This is a genomic window from Lysinibacillus sp. FSL R7-0073 (assembly GCF_038009065.1).
Taxonomy (GTDB): domain Bacteria; phylum Bacillota; class Bacilli; order Bacillales_A; family Planococcaceae; genus Lysinibacillus; species Lysinibacillus fusiformis.
On sequence record NZ_JBBPAS010000001.1, the window covers coordinates 2252840 to 2269282 of the forward strand.

A 16443-nucleotide genomic window follows, 5' to 3' on the forward strand; every position below is an offset into this window, starting at 1 on the left:
AGATGGATAGAATATTTGTTTCATTCACGATCACTTTGAAAAGCCTCAGACAGAGACTCATTAAGAATCCGATGAATCGTTAAGATGGCCTGCACATGCATGCCCTCATGGAAAATAGTCCGCACTAGTACTTGTTCTATAGTTTGCATGCCCATCTCAATAGGAGGGAATTCTTCCATTAATCGATGACCATATTGTTCCTTTAGCTGTTCGGGCTGCTGTGCCAATAACATTTTTAATGCGTCAAAAGATGGGGTTTTTTCATCAAAATGATCCGGTGAGGTACCAAATCCAAACCAGTTGGTGAAATTGTCTAGTTCCTTATGTTTGTCTTTTGTTAGAGCCTCTATCCATAAATATTGATCGAGATATAAATGTCCCATATTCCAGCGGATATTATTATGAAAGCCAGTCGGAATGATATTGGCCTTTTCCTCTGTTAGTTGATCAAGTATTTGTAGTAACTCGCTTCGGTAATGCTGTAGTTGTTGAAATAAATTTTCTTGCCGCTGATTCATTGTAAAAACCTCCTTTTAGTATGTATTAGCTATTTCCACCAATTTTCCTCCAAAAAAAAGAAGAACTCCGATTTTGGGTTCTTCTCGTCATTTATTTGCTTTGTGTTTGTAGGGCTAATCTGACACCTAGGCCGATATAGACAAAGCCAACCGTTTTCTCAAGCCAACGGGAGCTTCCGCTTGTTTTCGTAAAGATCTTTTCACCAATAAAGCTTGTTACAACAGCTAGTAAAATAGTATACAACGCACTCATCACAACAAATGTAATGCCGAGTGTTAGCAGTTGGACTGTAACAGATGTCTCATTATGCTGGATAAATTGCGGCAAAAAGGCAAGGAAAAATAATGCCGTCTTTGGATTTAGTATTTCTGCTAAAAAGCCTTGGCGGAATGAAGTACTTGCAGGGCTTTGTTCCACAGTAGGCTGTTCAATTTTCTTCGGCTTCGTTACGAGCATTTGTATTCCTAAATATACAAGATAAGCTACACCTATATATTTCACTACTTCAAAGGCTGTGGCAGATTTCATTAAAATAGCAGATAGACCTAAAACAGCTGCCAGTGTATGGACTAAGTCGCCGAGACCGATACCTAAGGCTGTATAAATGCCATTCTTTTTACCACTTTTTAACGTTTGTGTAATTGTGATAATGACTGCAGGTCCTGGAATTAAAAATAATAAAAGAACTATTGCGATAAAAGATAACATGCTTACCATCCTATTCTAATAAACTAATCATTCTAGGGTGAATGCATGACATATTATATTCTAGCTACTATAGAGCTGTCGATAAAGAAATATTGAAAAAGGAATGAAAAAATATTCAGAAAATAATAAACGAACAGTATATTCGGATTGATGGATGATTCGCCTTTTAGTTAAGTGTATTTTTTAGTACCAACTAATAATATTTAATGATAGAATGAGATCATAAAAAAAGTTGGAGGTATTCGCATGTTAACTAGTCAACAAATACAAGAAATTTTACCACATCGTTATCCATTCCTTTTGGTGGATCGTATTGAAGAATTAGAGGAAGGAAAACGAGCAGTAGGTCTTAAAAATGTGACGATCAATGAGGAGTTTTTTAACGGTCATTTCCCCCAATATCCTGTAATGCCAGGTGTGCTAATTGTGGAAGCATTAGCGCAAGTTAGCGCGGTCATCATGCTGACGAAGGAAGGCAATGAGGGAAGACTGGGATTGCTAGCAGGGATAGATCAATGTCGTTTTAAAAAACAAGTGAAGCCTGGAGATCAATTGCGTCTTGAAGTAGAAATTACACGTGTAAAAGGCTCAATCGGTAAAGGTAAAGGTATCGCGACGGTTGATGGAGAATTGGTTTGTGAAATGGAGCTTGTGTTTGCGTTTGGCAATTAATAAATTTGCTTAATGAAAGGTGTTATAGCATTTTTTGCGGAAAATAGCTAAAGACTTGCCACAAGGCGTACTACACCCCTAATTTTCTTTCATATAATAGTAATCATTATGAACGAATGGGGGGATTGAGGGTCGCTATTTTGAATGTAATGAAAAGCTGTTAAGGCCGGAGGAAGCATTGGATAATGATTTTTGTGATCGATTTGTACAAAAAATGCATAAACAGATTCTCCATAAAAAGCTTCACCAAGATATCTATCAGTCCTATTTTGTTATTTTTCAGCAACAATATACAACACAGGAGCTACGCTTTATCATCCGTATTTTAAGGCAGCAGGCGGAGGAAATTATGCGTTTAAGCCAATTTTCATCACTTTAAGTGGGGTCATTCTGTCCATGTTTACGTTGATCGCTGCAGCTATGAATAGCCAAATGATGATGGGACATTCGCTTGTCCAAATTGTGGCATTGGCGATATTGAGTCTGAATGTCACTATTCTATTTATTTCCTATAAAATTGAAAAAGAACATAAAAGAGTGCAGGCTGTGATTGCGTTAGTAGATTATTACGTGACCATTTATCAAACAGGGGATGACCATTATGCAGAACATCATTGAACAATTACATTATTGGCTGCTGAAAGTGCCAGAAATGTTTCATGTTATGACAGAAACGGAAATGACAGAACGAACTGCTTCGAATAAATGGTCTAAAAAAGAATACTTAGGTCATTTATGCGATTCCGCTCTCATCAACTTGGAACGATTTATAAGGATTCAATACGACGTTTCACCATATGTAGTGTCTACATACGATCAAGTTCAATGGGTCGAGCTACAGGGTTATCAAAAAATACCAATAGAAGAAATCTTATTATTATGGACGAGCTTAAACAAAAAAATAGTGGTGGTGTTGGAAAACCTCTCAGAACAGACAGTATCTCGGCCATGTGAAATGGGTCAGCAAAAGGTGACACTAAAATGGCTCATTCAGGATTATCTCGATCACCTAGAGCATCATGTGAAAAAGCACTTATAATATTTATCGAAACGTAAGCATTTTTTTGCGAAATCCTCAAATAATAAAGTACGAAAAAACTTTTGGGGACGTGAAAATTTGAAAAAATTATTACTGTTTTTACTGCCGCTTTGTCTGATTACGGTGTCATTTTTCTATGTCAAGGCGAGTTCTTATGAAAATAAAGGCAGAAAGTATTATGAAGAAGCTGGACAAATACTTTGGGAAATCAAAACTGAGGAGAAAATCATCGCTCTCACCTTTGATGATGGCCCACACCGTACGTACACAGCGGATGTTCTCGATGTATTGGATAAATATCAAGCAAAAGCCACTTTCTTCGTTGTCGGACAAAATGCAGAAAAAAATCCTGAACTTATTTCGAGAATGTACGATGAAGGGCATGAATTGGCTAACCATACGTATACCCATCCTTTAAAAACAAATGTATCAAATTTGTTGAAGGAAATTGATCAAACAAATGAGACTCTCTATAGTATTACCGGCTTTAAACCTACTTTATTCCGTCCGGTGGAAGGGCAATTCTCAGATGCGATGATAGATGCAATCGCAAAAGAGGGCTATAAAGTGGTGATGTGGTCATGGCATTTGGATACACTTGACTGGAAGAGCCCAGGCGTTAATCGAATTGTGAATACCGTATTAAAAGGGGTAAAGGCAGGTAATATTGTGTTGTTTCATGATGGTGGAGGTAACCGAGCACAAACTGTGAAGGCGCTAGAGCAAATTTTACCGGAGCTTGAAAAACAGGGCTATCGCTTTGTGACCGTTTCAGAATTGCTTGAAGTACAGATGGACCACAAAAAAATGGAAAAAAAACAGTAGTGTTGAAAGTCTTTTTTCAACACTACTTATATTGTGCTTTCTCTTTATGTAAAGGTTATTTTAACATTTTTTTGATGTGCTTCAGCTCACCAATTAAATAATCAATTTGCTTCTGCATATTATCAATTTGAACGTTTGACTGGCTGTCACCATTATTATTTTGAGAAGAATCCTTATTCGCATTGACGAGTGCCTCTAGAGCAAGACCTGCTGCTATGGTCTGTAGGCCATCTCCTAGTGTTGAAATGGCTGTGCCAATATAAGATAACTTAGCTGCATAAATTTCCAAGGAATCGTTGTTTTGATCGGGCTTATTATTTCTCCCCATTATCCTTCCTCCTTATGTTTGTCATTACTTGCATCATATGCGTGAGGAAGAGAAAAGGGGAACGATTTAAATGATTCATAAGAAATGGTAAAATTAGCAGAACGACTAAATATTGGAGGAGCGGCCATTGACACATATAGAGATTGTTGAAATGGATGGACAATTGGTGGAAGGGATAGGCAGTTATTGTTTAAGAAGCAAGAAAAAAAGTGAAGGCTATAAGGGTAAAAATAAATGGCTAAATCAACAATTTGAAAAGGACTTGCGTTATGTTCAATTATTAGAAGATCATAAACAAGTGGGCTTTATAGAGTATACTGATGCAGAATACTCATCTAGGGTTGTGCATGCGGATGGCTATGTCATGATTCATTGTTTATGGGTTAGCGCAGTGGGGAAGGGGTACGGTACACAATTATTGAAGAAGTGCATGGATGATGCTAAACAACGGGGCAAAAAAGGAGTAGCTGTTCTTACTAATGACCATACATCATGGACCCCAAGTAAGGCTTTATTTTTACAGCACCAATTCCAACTAGTCGCCACTGCACCTTATAATTTCGAATTATTGGTTTATCCATTTAGTGAAGATGTAGAGTTACCGTATTTTCCTCATAATTGGCATGACCGATTAACTGGCTATCACAATTTGACGATTCTTCGATCTTTTCAATGTCCATATGTAGAAGTCGCGACAGAGAACATCTTAGCCGCTGCCAGTAAGCTTGGTCTCTCTGTCGACTTGGTCGAAATCCAAAGCCGTGATGAGCTGATGGAGAAATCGCCGACACCTTACGGCATCTTCTCTGTCATCTATAAAGGACAACTTATTTCCTTTCACCGATTAACTGTTCAATCTGTTTATAAAAAGCTTCAAACACTCTTAAAAGGACCTGTGTAAAAAAAACACCATGATTTGCAACTTTTTCAGTCTCTGGCACGTTATATTCTTATAGTATTTCTATGAATCAATTGATTTTTTAGTTGACTGCTACTAGGAAATGAGTAAAATTAGAAGGCAGTACCATTATATACCTTAAGCTTCTATAGGGAATGATGGGTCCATAAGCATTTGGATGCGAGATGGTTTGAAGCAGGTTCAGACAAGGTCTGTCATAAAATTTCGACAGTCTTTTTCTTTTCGTCTTCTGTATAACCTGTTAAGATGGTAATAGTGTGACAACAAGTTAGTGTATATGAGAGTGGTGACAATCAAGATGGATGAACAGAAAAAAGAAAGTACGGAACAGCAGCAAGAGCCAACGCCCGCTGAGATCAAGCCGGCAGGACAATTTATACAATTAAAACCGTTTAAATTCATCATGCTAATGTTCTTTACAATTCTTATTACTGCCGGTTTAACGATTTTTGCGTTAACATTTGGTGATAAGAAAGTAGTAGAAGTGAAAGTTCCTGTAGAACGTGAGGAATTTACGAAATTATATGAAGCATTTGATTTACTGAAAAATAACTATTACAAAGATATTGAAGATGAGAAAGTAGTCGATGGTGCTATTAATGGCATGTTCGACGCATTAGGAGATCCGTACTCTGATTTTATGGTAAAAGAAGAAGCAGACCAATTTAACTCTGGTTTATCTTCAAGCTTCCAAGGAATTGGTGCAGAAATTCAAGAACGTAATGGTTATATTACAGTTGTGTCACCGATCAAAAATTCCCCTGCTGAAAAGGCAGGCTTATTACCAAAAGATATCATCTTAACGGTTGATGGGAAAAGCATTCAAGGTTTCAGTGCTACAGAAGCAGTAGCGTTAATTCGCGGCGAAAAAGGAACGTCTGTGAAATTATCAGTGAAACGTGGTGACAATACTGAGCCTATTCAAATGACAATTGTTCGTGATGAAATCCCAGTAGAAACTGTTTATGGTGAAATGCTTGATGGCAATATTGCCCATATTCAAATTACAACGTTTAGTGAACAAACTGCCCAAGAGCTTGAAAAAATCCTTGTGGAGTACGAAGGCAAAGGCATGAAGGGGATTGTTTTAGATTTACGTCAAAATCCTGGTGGCTACTTAAAGGCTGCGGTGGATATTTCTAATCTATTCGTTCCAGAAGGCAAGGCCATTGTACAGGTACAAGAAAAGGATGCAGAACCAGAAGTCACAAATGCGATTGCTGGTAAAAAATATAACCTACCAATTACAGTTCTAGTTGATGGTGGTAGTGCTTCTGCCTCCGAGATTTTAGCCGGTGCTTTAAAAGAATCTGTTGGTGCAAAGGTTGTCGGTGAAACATCCTTCGGTAAAGGCACAGTCCAAAATGTGACTCCGTTAAAAGACGGCTCTAATCTGAAATTTACTACAGGTAAATGGTTAACGCCGAATGGTAACTGGATTAATGAAAAAGGGATTACTCCTGATGTCAAGGTCGCTTACCCAACATATGCCTCATTACCATACTTGAATGCTTCTATAGAGATGAAGGCAGGTATGCAATCAGACTCTGTAAAGGCTGCAGAGGAAATGCTCCAAGTATTAGGGTACGAGCCTGGTGAAATAGATGGTCTTTTCGATGACAATACAGCGCATGCAGTAGAACAATTACAAGCTGCCAATAATCTTGAAGAGACAGGTGTTTTAACAGGAAACACAACGTATGCATTAATGGATGCTTTACGTGCAAAAATGAAAGCTGATGATCCTCAGTTGTTAAAAGCGAAAGAGCTTCTTTTAGGTACAGCTGATAAGACTGAGGAAACAACAAACTAACATTACAGCTGTCGCAACAGTCGTCTTCACGGCATCTGCGACAGCTTTTTTTATAGGGGGAAGAAAAGAATGAAGGATGTATACCTATTTAGTGGCTTTTTAGGAAGTGGCAAAACATCGATGCTGACAGATGTGATTCGCCAACTAAAAGAGAAAAATTTAAAGCCCGCCGTTATTATGAATGAACTTGGCAAGCTACCATTTGACTCACAGGCCGTGGAAAAGGATATTCCGCTCAAAGAGATGCTAGAAGGCTGCATTTGTTGTTCAGGTGCTGAAAAAACGGAGGCACAAATTCAATCTCTTCTATTAGATAGTGATTTTGATGTATTAATTATTGAAACAACTGGTGCTGCCCATCCGGTGGAGGCTTTAGATGCGGTTTATTCACCATTGTTTGCTGATAAGCTTAATGTCAAAGGTATTGTTACAGTGGCAGATTCTAAGCTGTGGCTTCACCGTGATACGCTGACACCACAAGTACGTTCTCTATTTATGGAACAAATTCGCCATGCTCACTTATTATTAGCAAATAAAACGGATCTTTTAACAGAGGCAGAGCAAGCGCAAGTTGTCTATGAGTTACAAAGCTTAAATCCCTATGCCTTTATTTTGCAAACGACGAATGGACGAGTACCACTGTCATTATTAGAAAATTTAAAGGCAACGGCACAAATGGATAAAGCTGATATTGTGAAAGCGCCGATAGCCTCTATGCAACTTGGCTCGCGCTTAGTGGAATTCACTGATATGGAGTTTACCCAGGAGCAATTTGAAGAATGGGTGCGTGCAATACCTGAAACAATTTATCGAATGAAAGGATATGTGCCGATAGAAGGCATTAAAAATCCAATGCTGTTCCAATATGCATATGGCATGGTTCAATGGCTACCGGAATATATAAAAATGCCAGCGAAACTTGTTATTATCGGTGAAAATGTAGGATCTCTTCCTGTCATTGGAATTCAATAAAGAAAATGTAAACCTGTAGATTTTTGCACAATTTAGACAATGTGTAGATTACGCAGGTTTTTTTATTTTTATGTAAAGAGAATGTAACGTGTCTGTAATGTTTTTGTAATATATATGATAAGAAGAGCCACTAAAACTAGTGATATCACAATTCTGGTGCCTTTCCATAAGAATAATTAGAGTGACTGAATCATTGAATAGCGCATACATTTTGGATACACTTTCAGAGGGAATATACGATAATATTTGCTAGATTTATAGGGGTGTCAACCCACTTTCAAACGTAAGTATTTCATAGATTGGTTAATTCTACTAAGAAATATAGCAAAAAAACCCCGATTTTTCGCGTATTTATTTCCGTGTTGGGGTAGTTAGCAGATGCTGGTAAGAATTTAATGAAATTTATCCTTTACGATTAGTGGCATAGAAGGAGGAATTGCAAACATGAAAAAAACACTAACTGCAATTTGTGCAACATTTCTTTTAGCAGCTCCAATTCAAATAGCTTCTGCTGCTACAAATACAACAGAGGGGAATTCAGTAAAGCAAACAACAAACTGTAAAGTTTATTATAAATGGTCTAACAATCATAAATGGAATATTCAATTCCCGCAGGCATCTACACCATCTAAAGAGACGCCTACAACAAATAATAATAATACGGCAACTACGCCAAACAATAATCAATCATCACAAAACGAAAAACCAGCAACACCACCAACTAGCTCTACACCTTCAACAACAACTTCAGATGTGAACGCATTTGAACAAGAGGTAGTAAAATTAACAAACGCTGAACGTACAAAAGCTGGTTTATCTCCATTACAAACAGATGATAAATTAATGGCGGCAGCTCGTGAAAAATCACAAGATATGCAAAGTAATAACTATTTCTCACATACAAGCCCAACTTTCGGTTCACCATTTGATCGTATGAAAGCTTTAGGCATCGCCTATAAAAGTGCAGGAGAAAACATTGCACAAGGTCAACGTTCACCACAAGAAGTAGTACAAGCGTGGATGGACTCACCTGGTCACCGTGCTAACATTTTAAATGGGAAATTTACACATATTGGTGTAGGTTACGTGAAATCCGGTAATTACTGGACACAACAATTTATTACGAAATAAGATTTTTGTTAACGAAAATGTCTTATAAGTCTATTAGGCTTATAGGGCATTTTTTTATTGTATGAATGTAGAAGAGGGATGTACAGTTAAAGCTAAAATAATTATTAGTAAGATGCCTAGATAAAATCGTCGGGGCATCTTTTTTATGCCGGTGAATTCTGTTATAAACTTGTTTGAAATAAGACAAAAATGCTTATACTCTTCAGTAGAGGAGGCGTTTTATGGATAGAGTGGAATATATGATGAAAAGCCTGCAAAAAGCATTCTACCATTCCTCTGATTTGACAGTCAGACAGGTAGATTGGCATAAAGGCAATACAGCTATTTTATGCTTTTACGCTTCTCTTGTAGATGCTAAGGAAGTTCAAAAAGTTTTAGATACAATATATGCACGTTTAGATACAGCAAAGCCGTTTTGGAGTGAAACATTAATTACGACATTAGAAAATTTTTCATTACCCCTTGCGATTGAGCGAGTTTGTCAGGGAGAAACCATCGTTATTTTGCCTGATACAGGAAAAATGCTGGCACTTACTATTGTGAATGAAGTCCGACGTAACCTCGAAGAACCGAGTAGCGAAAGTATTTTGCGCGGTTCGCATGAAGGCCTGATTGAACGTGTGGATACCAATTTAGCGTTAATACGTAGGCGTATCAATAATCCTGCTTTGGTAGTGAAATCATTTTCGATTGGCCAGCAAACGAAATCAAAGGCGTATTATCTTTATATGGATGGGGTTATAAAACCAGAGACATTACAAGAGATAGAGAAGCGGATTGCTGCTCTTCAAATTGATTATTTTTATAGTTCTGGTCAATTAAGCGATGCGTTGGAGGATTCTGTGTTATCTCCATTTCCGCAATTGTTAAATACGGAACATCCAGATCGGGTAGTAGCCAATTTAGTAGAGGGTAAGGTTGTAGTCATGACGGATATTTCACCGACCGCATTTATTGCTCCTGTCACTTTTTTTTCATTCTATCAGACGCCAGATGACTATAATGGTCGTGTTGTTGTCGGTTCTTTTTATAAAATTGTTCGACTCCTGTCGTTTTTAACCGCTGTTTTTTTACCAGCCTTTTATATTGCAATAATAAGCTTTCATTTTGAAGTACTACCATTGGAATTAAGTAATCAAGTGAAAAATGATGTGAATGACATTCCATATCGACCGCTAATTGAAGCATTGATTCTAGAGATTATTATGGAATTGATTCGAGAGTCCAGTATTCGATTACCACAATCGGTAGGGCAGACGATCGGAATCGTAGGAGGATTAGTAATAGGGGATGCTATCGTCAGTGCAGGATTAGTTTCTAATTTAATGGTCATTGTTGTTGCATTAACGGCTATTTCCAGCTATGTTGTCCCGTCAGTCGAGTTAAATAGTACTATTCGCATGATCCGTTTTCCGTTTATGGTACTTGCCTCTTTGTTTGGTTTTTTAGGGATTGTTGTAGGAGTTGTCATTTTACTTATACATTTAATTAACTTAACGTCTTTAAAACAGCCTTATTTTTCACCAATCATTCCTTTTCAACCGAAGGCTGTGCTTAAAATTTTTTTACGCTGGCCGTTTATTAAACCAACCGTGCAAGTCACATCGTTTCAACCATCAAAAGATGAGCAAACGAAAAACGAGGATACACCATGAATGTTTCCCTAACAAAGGCGCAGTTCTTTTTACTATTATTTATTTTTCAAACAGGTGTTGTCTATATCGCCTTTCAAACCCCTCTAATTATTTCCAGTAGAAATAGCTCATGGTTCATTTTTATTGTTGCGAGTGTCATACATTATGGTTTACTCCTATTTTTTGAACGTTATCACTCGTATTTCTACTTAAATGCTTTCTTTCGTTGGGTATATCAAATCTATTGGCTTCTTGTGACCGTTGTCTTTATTGCCTATATGAGCTATGTTTTGGCATCGTGGGTGCTACCACAAACACCTGAATGGATTGTTGTTGTCATCATAGTAGCCCTTTCGCTATATGCCAACTTAAGTAGACCAGAAACTGTTATCAATATTGGTGTATTACTCATTCCCCTTATTTTTCTATTTGTGATTTTTCTCATGCTCGCCATACCAGATTTAACGTGGAGTAATCTTTTTCCAATTGAATGGAATCATACAAAACAAATAGTAGCTGGCCTGATTCATAGTATCTATGCCTATTTTGGCATTGAAATGTATCTTATTTATCGCCCATTTTTACAAAAAGATTTACAAGTTAAGGGAAGACCCTTATTGACCTATCAACTAGTCATTTTTGTCTTTTACTTTATCTCGGTTCTTTTTACGCAAATGTTCTTTTCTTTGGATGAAATCAATCTCATACCAGAACCTATTATGTATATTTTAAAATCACAGGAAGTCACATTTGTGAAGCGACTTGATATTTTTTTCGTCTATATTTGGCTTTCCTGGTCGATTGTTACTATTATGATTTTTGGGCTATCTTTCCGAGTACTCCATTTTATGAAAGAAAAGAAACATCCGAAAAGAAGTATTATGGTTTATCATCTTTTACTAGCCATTCTACCGCTTTTTGTTCTGCATTTCCGCAGCATTGAGTTTATCAAAAATTCTTTACACTACGTATTTATCTTCTTTACTATTTTATTGCCTATGGTCATAATTGGTTGGAATAAATGGAGGGGAAAAAGTGTTTCGTAAAGGAATCGTGATGATCTTGTCGATGTTACTGCTAGCTGGCTGCTGGGATGAAAGACTTTATAAAAACTCTTCCGTTGTTACGCTTGTTGGGATAGAAGGTTATGTTGGCGCGTATAAGGGGTATTATGCCTACCCGACTTCAATGACTCAAGAAACGGAGATTATTGAGGCTGAAGGGTTATCACCTCGTGAAGTACGGACAAATGCCAATTTAAAAGTGGAGCAAACGCTTGATTTATCGGAGCTATCAACAATTCTGATTTCCGATCATACAGCTAGGGAGTCCATCTATGAACTATTGGACATATATTTTCGGGACCCCCAAAATCCTATATCAATCAAGATGGCTCTTACTGAAGGGGATGTCAAACCGTTTGTAAATTTGACAAAAGATCTTGCTAGTAGCGCTGGGGGATATTACCAGCGATTTATCGAAAGTTCAGAGGATAATACCTATTTTCCAAAGATTGATTTGCAAGTAGTGGGTTCTATGCTATTGGATCAGACAATTGATATTGCTCTGCCTTATTTTCAACTTAGTGAAGATAAAAAGCATGCGGTGGCAGGTGGCTTAGCTTTATTTTCTGGACGAAGCTTTACGGGTACTGTATTAACACCGTCCCAATCCTTAACGATGCTGCTATTAATGAATCAAAAAAGTAAGGCAGCACGCATGAGCTATCTGTGGCAAAATGATGGGAAAGTCAATCCGATTACGGTTGATGTGTTAAAGGTGAAGCGTAAATGGACTGTCAATGAGGAATTGCGAACAATAGATATGAGTTATACCATTGATGTGGAGGTTGAAGAATTTCCTCACGATCATTTATATAAGGATGAAATTTTTCAAGACGTACAACAAATGATAGAGGAAAAAATGCAAGCTGAGTTTGAGGAAGTTTTGCGGATTCTTCAAAATCAAAAGTCTGATACATTAGGGATTGGTCGTCATATTCGGGCGTATCATCCAAAAATGTTTAAGGAAGATTGGCATACAGAATTTACCTCTTTATTACTTAAACCGAAAGTGGATGTAAAAATTATTCGAACAGGAGTTTTACGTTAAAAAATCGCCTTTCCTAGAACTAAGGAAAAGGCGATTTTTATTATGCAACAGTCACTCTTTTTTGAACAAGGAGCAAGCGAATCAATAGCGTAGCAGCGCCAGTAGTCAATCCTGCGACGAGTCCAATCCAATAGCCAAAAGGCCCTAAATCTGTGTGGGTCGCAAGCATATAACCAACTGGTAAACCAATTACCCAGTAAGAAATAATAGCCATAATAAATGTTATCATCACATCTTTGTAACCTCTTAAAGCTCCTTGCACAGGGGCTTGAATAGAATCAGATAGCTGAAAAATAGCGGCAAAGACTAAAAACTGCACAGCATATTCAATTACATTGCTATCTGTCGTGTACATATGTGCAACGGGTTCTCGCAAAATAAAGAGTATGCAAGCAGAAATAAAACTAAAGACGATGGCAGTACCAACACAAAGGTAACTATAAGTACGTGCATCCCGCATCCGACCTGCACCAATCTCAAAGCCTACCAATATCGTGACACCCATTGAAATACTTAGGGGCACCATATAAAGGAGAGAGGTAAAATTAATCGCAATTTGATGTGCTGCGATGATGATTGTGCTAAAATTACTCATCATCATTGTGACGGCCGAAAAGATACTTGTTTCTGCGAAAAGTGAAATGCCTATCGGCACACCAATTAGCAAAATTTCCTTCCATTGTAGCCATGAAGGCTTGCGCCAATTGTGAAACATACGGAAGCGTTCGAAAGGCACTCGTTTTGCGATAATCCAAGCAGTAATTAAGAAGATTAGCCAGTAAGTAATTGCTGTGGCTACACCTGCTCCAATCCCACCAAGCTCAGGTGATCCGAATTTTCCGAAAATAAAGATGTAATTTAATACGATATTAATGGGCGTTGTCATTAAGGTAATGATCATCGTGACACGTGTTTGGCCTAGTGCATCAATGAAACAACGCATAACAAAAAATAAAAATAGTGGCAAAAGACCAGCACACATCGCATAGATGTAGCCCTTTGCTATATTATGTACAGATGTTTCTAAACTCATCTTGCTAAGTATCCAATCGATGCCGAAGAAAAGTCCAAAGAAAATAATGATGGACAGTGTAATGGCGACATAAATGCCTTGCTGAACAGCCTTTTTAGCATCCATTTCCTTTTTTGCCCCTACAAGCTGGGAGACAATCGGTGTAATGGCTAGGAGAATACCGGATAGTCCAGTATAAATCGGCATCCAAATGGAGGAACCAATCGATACACCTGCTAAATCCGCCGTCCCATAGCGACTTGACATTAACACATCAAAAAAAGAAACAAGGTAGATAGCTACTTGGGTCACTAAAATAGGGATGATCATTTTTAAAAGTAGTGCGTATTTTTCTTTCAAAGTGGATGTTTGATACATGTATGATACTTCCTTCATTAACATAATGAACAAGTATAGCATATGTAAAGAGAGAAAAGCTGAAATTTTATTGCTTCATCTATATCTTTTCGTCGGCATATAGTAAAATAGAACACTGTAAACAAAAAGTAGTCTACCTACAATGTTTTTTTAGGAATAGGAGAATTCATGTGAAACAACAAACAATCATTTTAACCGGTGGTGGGACAGCTGGCCATGTATCGTTAAACCAAGCGATACTCCCGTCTTTACTTGAACTAGGTTATGATGTCCACTATATTGGCTCAGAACAAGGTATTGAAAAAGAATTAATTGGCGAGGCGTTCCCTAATGTGCCGTTTTATGGCATTGCAAGCGGTAAATTGCGTCGTTATTTTTCGATGAAAAATTTTACAGATCCATTTAAGGTGCTTGCTGGAATGATGCAGGCTTTTCGTATTATCAAAAAAGTAAAGCCGCAAGTCGTATTTTCGAAAGGGGGATTTGTTTCTGTCCCTGTTGTCATGGCTGCCAAGCTGGCGGGTGTTCCAGTCGTAATCCATGAATCAGATGTGACACCTGGGCTTGCCAATAAAATAGCTTTACCTTTTGCCTCTCATGTGTTCACCATTTTTGAGGAAACACTGAAGCATTTACCAAGTGACAAAGCTACTTGTACAGGTTCCATCATTCGCCCTGAATTGTTGAAAGGGGAAAGAGCAAAAGGATTAGCATATTGTGGCTTTACAACATTAAAGCCTGTTTTACTTGTCATGGGTGGTAGCTTAGGCTCCGTTGTTCTGAATGATGCCCTTAGGGGAAATTTACCAGAGTTGTTAAAGCAGTTTTACGTGATTCATTTATGTGGAAAAGGGAACTATGATGAGTCGTTAGAATCATTGTCTGGCTACAAACAATTTGAATATGTGACGACAGAGCTGCCCGATTTAATGCATGCAGCAGACTTCATCGTGTCTCGAGCGGGATCAAACTCTATTTTTGAGTTTTTAGCACTTCATAAACCAATGCTTTTGGTGCCATTATCTGCCCAAAAAAGCCGTGGTGATCAAATTTTGAATGCCAATTTATTTAAAAAGCAAGGCTACGCAGAAGTGTTACAGGAAGAAGCTTTAACAAAGGAATCCTTTATGAAGTCTATTTATACACTAACAGGGCGCAAAGAGGAAATGGTTGAAACGATGTCCAAAACTCAAAAACCAAAAACGCCTGACGAGATGGCGTCATTAATATTGCACTATCAAAAGTAAAAGTCATTAAAAAAGCTATGAGGGATGTCGATGATGACAACACCTCATAGCTTCTTCTTATTTTAATAGGCTTACATTGCTTGTTCTTCGCCTTCTTGCATTTGATAAGCAGTTGTTAAATAGAATAAATCCTTTGGAATTTTAAAAAGATCAAATTGTGCCATTCCACTATTAACTTGGGCTAACAAAGTTGGATGACTTTCATTAGCACTCACAACATAGGGTAATTTTAATGCAGCACGCTGTGATTTTATATTTTCAACACGAATACGGAGGAATACCGTATGGAAATTATATTCAAAAAATAACTCATTCAAAAAAAGCATTTTTGCCTTTTGATTGTAGCCTTTTCCTTGGTAAGGGAGTCCAATCCACGTTCCTAAAAAACCTGCACCGTCCTCAACATCGTGTATACTAATGGTGCCGATTGGTTGACCCCAGTCATCAGTGATGGTCCTCGAGATAGCGAGTCCTCTCGCCTCCTCTTCGATCAGTTGCTTTGTCATAAACCAGTATTCATCAGCGGATGTGGCTTTCTGACGGACAAAAGGGAATACAGAAGGGTGTGATAATAGCTCATAAAGCTCTGTACATTCATGCAGGTCTCGATGTTTAAGCATACGAAACGCCTCCTTTACTAGGGTAGTTAAAACAATTCCGTTGAAGCATAAAGAAGAAAACTAAAATTCGTACTGGAATTAAAACCCAAAGAACTAGACGTTATAACTATGATATTCCATAATCTCCCGCTGTCTTACTGATTTCGACCATACCGAAAAAAGACTAGTTTTTTAAATATAATATAACATGCTAGCTGTTTCATGCAATCATTTTGCTCGTAAAAAACAAAATTTTAAGTTTAATAGTCAGTAAATTCTGATAAATGAACAGAAATGTTCAATTTATTTTACATGTTTTAAATCAAGTAAATTCTATCACTTTTATCTATAATTAATCAATTGCATGAATCTTTAGTAGTGTATTTTTAAGTTTAAATAGTTAAATTATCAAAAATATCCTTAAAAGGATATAATTTATCTAATTCTAGAAAGGTAATTTTTGATTTTTATGTTATAATAATAGAATTAGTTTTTGCGTATAATTAAGCATATACATAGTTTTTTATTATGATGG

At 37.4% G+C, this 16443-nt stretch carries 18 protein-coding genes; 13 read left to right on the forward strand and 5 right to left on the reverse strand.

Annotated elements, in window-relative coordinates; translation table 11 throughout:
* Nucleotides 1–20: 20 nt before the first annotated feature.
* Both MKY88_RS11125 and MKY88_RS11130 read right to left on the reverse strand, forming a co-directional pair.
* Complete coding sequence (locus MKY88_RS11125) at nt 21–518, reverse strand: DinB family protein (protein ID WP_328200976.1); 498 nt, start codon at nt 516–518, stop codon at nt 21–23.
* A 91-nt stretch (nt 519–609) separates the two neighbouring features.
* On the reverse strand, nt 610–1227 hold the full coding sequence (locus MKY88_RS11130; RefSeq protein WP_069481268.1) for a LysE family translocator: 618 nt from the start codon (nt 1225–1227) through the stop codon (nt 610–612).
* Nucleotides 1228–1473: 246 nt separating this feature from the next.
* Between MKY88_RS11130 and fabZ the strand changes: the two genes are divergently transcribed.
* From fabZ to MKY88_RS11155, 5 genes are all read left to right on the forward strand, one after another.
* On the forward strand, nt 1474–1899 hold the full coding sequence (gene fabZ, locus MKY88_RS11135; RefSeq protein ID WP_258268646.1) for a 3-hydroxyacyl-ACP dehydratase FabZ: 426 nt from the start codon (nt 1474–1476) through the stop codon (nt 1897–1899).
* 178 nt (nt 1900–2077) lie between these two features.
* On the forward strand, nt 2078–2278 hold the full coding sequence (locus MKY88_RS11140; RefSeq protein ID WP_328200974.1) for a hypothetical protein: 201 nt from the start codon (nt 2078–2080) through the stop codon (nt 2276–2278).
* A 17-nt stretch (nt 2279–2295) separates the two neighbouring features.
* The gene (locus MKY88_RS11145) at nt 2296–2517 is read left to right on the forward strand and encodes a hypothetical protein (protein ID WP_328200973.1); all 222 of its coding nucleotides are present in this window, start codon (nt 2296–2298) and stop codon (nt 2515–2517) included.
* The gene (locus MKY88_RS11150; RefSeq protein WP_328200971.1) at nt 2501–2938 is read left to right on the forward strand and encodes a DinB family protein; all 438 of its coding nucleotides are present in this window, start codon (nt 2501–2503) and stop codon (nt 2936–2938) included. The genes MKY88_RS11145 and MKY88_RS11150 overlap by 17 nt, the downstream gene beginning before the upstream one ends.
* Before the next feature lie 78 nt (nt 2939–3016).
* On the forward strand, nt 3017–3763 hold the full coding sequence (locus MKY88_RS11155; RefSeq protein WP_328200970.1) for a polysaccharide deacetylase family protein: 747 nt from the start codon (nt 3017–3019) through the stop codon (nt 3761–3763).
* 55 nt (nt 3764–3818) lie between these two features.
* Here the strand turns inward: MKY88_RS11155 and MKY88_RS11160 are convergent, their stop codons facing one another.
* The gene (locus MKY88_RS11160; protein ID WP_089984403.1) at nt 3819–4091 is read right to left on the reverse strand and encodes a translation initiation factor 2; all 273 of its coding nucleotides are present in this window, start codon (nt 4089–4091) and stop codon (nt 3819–3821) included.
* A gap of 127 nt (nt 4092–4218) precedes the next feature.
* On the opposite strand from MKY88_RS11160, the gene MKY88_RS11165 reads away from it, so the two are divergent.
* The 7 genes from MKY88_RS11165 to MKY88_RS11195 all read left to right on the forward strand — a co-directional run bounded on the left by MKY88_RS11165 (nt 4219) and on the right by MKY88_RS11195 (nt 12672).
* Nucleotides 4219–4992, forward strand: a complete 774-nt coding sequence (locus tag MKY88_RS11165; protein ID WP_328200969.1) for a GNAT family N-acetyltransferase — start codon at nt 4219–4221, stop codon at nt 4990–4992.
* Between the two features lie 316 nt (nt 4993–5308).
* Nucleotides 5309–6823: a lmo1851 family serine protease gene (locus MKY88_RS11170; RefSeq protein ID WP_193831881.1), complete on the forward strand. Its 1515-nt coding sequence runs from the start codon at nt 5309–5311 to the stop codon at nt 6821–6823.
* Nucleotides 6824–6892: 69 nt separating this feature from the next.
* Nucleotides 6893–7795 (forward strand): CobW family GTP-binding protein, encoded by a 903-nt coding sequence (locus tag MKY88_RS11175; RefSeq protein ID WP_328200968.1) that lies wholly within the window; start codon nt 6893–6895, stop codon nt 7793–7795.
* Nucleotides 7796–8239: 444 nt separating this feature from the next.
* Nucleotides 8240–8926, forward strand: coding sequence for a CAP domain-containing protein (locus MKY88_RS11180; RefSeq protein ID WP_008181638.1), 687 nt, complete (start codon nt 8240–8242; stop codon nt 8924–8926).
* A 221-nt stretch (nt 8927–9147) separates the two neighbouring features.
* On the forward strand, nt 9148–10581 hold the full coding sequence (locus tag MKY88_RS11185) for a spore germination protein (RefSeq protein ID WP_069481277.1): 1434 nt from the start codon (nt 9148–9150) through the stop codon (nt 10579–10581).
* Nucleotides 10578–11606 (forward strand): GerAB/ArcD/ProY family transporter, encoded by a 1029-nt coding sequence (locus MKY88_RS11190; RefSeq protein WP_069481278.1) that lies wholly within the window; start codon nt 10578–10580, stop codon nt 11604–11606. The genes MKY88_RS11185 and MKY88_RS11190 overlap by 4 nt, the downstream gene beginning before the upstream one ends.
* Entirely contained in the window at nt 11596–12672 is a 1077-nt protein-coding gene (locus tag MKY88_RS11195; protein WP_328200966.1) for a Ger(x)C family spore germination protein, read from the forward strand. Before MKY88_RS11190 ends, MKY88_RS11195 begins: the two co-directional genes overlap by 11 nt.
* Before the next feature lie 40 nt (nt 12673–12712).
* Here MKY88_RS11195 and MKY88_RS11200 read toward each other — a convergent pair whose 3' ends face one another.
* Nucleotides 12713–14062 (reverse strand): MATE family efflux transporter, encoded by a 1350-nt coding sequence (locus tag MKY88_RS11200; RefSeq protein ID WP_340813633.1) that lies wholly within the window; start codon nt 14060–14062, stop codon nt 12713–12715.
* A gap of 170 nt (nt 14063–14232) precedes the next feature.
* Between MKY88_RS11200 and MKY88_RS11205 the strand changes: the two genes are divergently transcribed.
* Nucleotides 14233–15309 carry an undecaprenyldiphospho-muramoylpentapeptide beta-N-acetylglucosaminyltransferase gene (locus MKY88_RS11205; protein WP_193831887.1) on the forward strand — a complete coding sequence of 359 codons (1077 nt, stop codon included), beginning with the start codon at nt 14233–14235 and terminating at the stop codon, nt 15307–15309.
* Between the two features lie 71 nt (nt 15310–15380).
* Here the strand turns inward: MKY88_RS11205 and MKY88_RS11210 are convergent, their stop codons facing one another.
* Nucleotides 15381–15929, reverse strand: a complete 549-nt coding sequence (locus MKY88_RS11210) for a GNAT family N-acetyltransferase (protein ID WP_193831888.1) — start codon at nt 15927–15929, stop codon at nt 15381–15383.
* Nucleotides 15930–16443 lie beyond the last annotated feature (514 nt).

What these genes read in the sequence shown, in the direction of transcription:
- MKY88_RS11145 (WP_328200973.1), top strand. Translation starts at nt 2,296, where the DNA reads ATGTTTACGTTGATCGCTGCAGCTATGAATAGCCAAATGATGATGGGA.
- MKY88_RS11150 (WP_328200971.1), top strand. Translation starts at nt 2,501, where the DNA reads ATGCAGAACATCATTGAACAATTACATTATTGGCTGCTGAAAGTGCCA.
- MKY88_RS11170 (WP_193831881.1), top strand. Translation starts at nt 5,309, where the DNA reads ATGGATGAACAGAAAAAAGAAAGTACGGAACAGCAGCAAGAGCCAACG.
- MKY88_RS11175 (WP_328200968.1), top strand. Translation starts at nt 6,893, where the DNA reads ATGAAGGATGTATACCTATTTAGTGGCTTTTTAGGAAGTGGCAAAACA.
- fabZ (WP_258268646.1), top strand. Translation starts at nt 1,474, where the DNA reads ATGTTAACTAGTCAACAAATACAAGAAATTTTACCACATCGTTATCCA.
- MKY88_RS11185 (WP_069481277.1), top strand. Translation starts at nt 9,148, where the DNA reads ATGGATAGAGTGGAATATATGATGAAAAGCCTGCAAAAAGCATTCTAC.
- MKY88_RS11210 (WP_193831888.1), bottom strand. Translation starts at nt 15,929, where the DNA reads ATGCTTAAACATCGAGACCTGCATGAATGTACAGAGCTTTATGAGCTA.
- MKY88_RS11180 (WP_008181638.1), top strand. Translation starts at nt 8,240, where the DNA reads ATGAAAAAAACACTAACTGCAATTTGTGCAACATTTCTTTTAGCAGCT.
- MKY88_RS11200 (WP_340813633.1), bottom strand. Translation starts at nt 14,062, where the DNA reads ATGTATCAAACATCCACTTTGAAAGAAAAATACGCACTACTTTTAAAA.
- MKY88_RS11190 (WP_069481278.1), top strand. Translation starts at nt 10,578, where the DNA reads ATGAATGTTTCCCTAACAAAGGCGCAGTTCTTTTTACTATTATTTATT.
- MKY88_RS11130 (WP_069481268.1), bottom strand. Translation starts at nt 1,227, where the DNA reads ATGTTATCTTTTATCGCAATAGTTCTTTTATTATTTTTAATTCCAGGA.
- MKY88_RS11160 (WP_089984403.1), bottom strand. Translation starts at nt 4,091, where the DNA reads ATGGGGAGAAATAATAAGCCCGATCAAAACAACGATTCCTTGGAAATT.
- MKY88_RS11125 (WP_328200976.1), bottom strand. Translation starts at nt 518, where the DNA reads ATGAATCAGCGGCAAGAAAATTTATTTCAACAACTACAGCATTACCGA.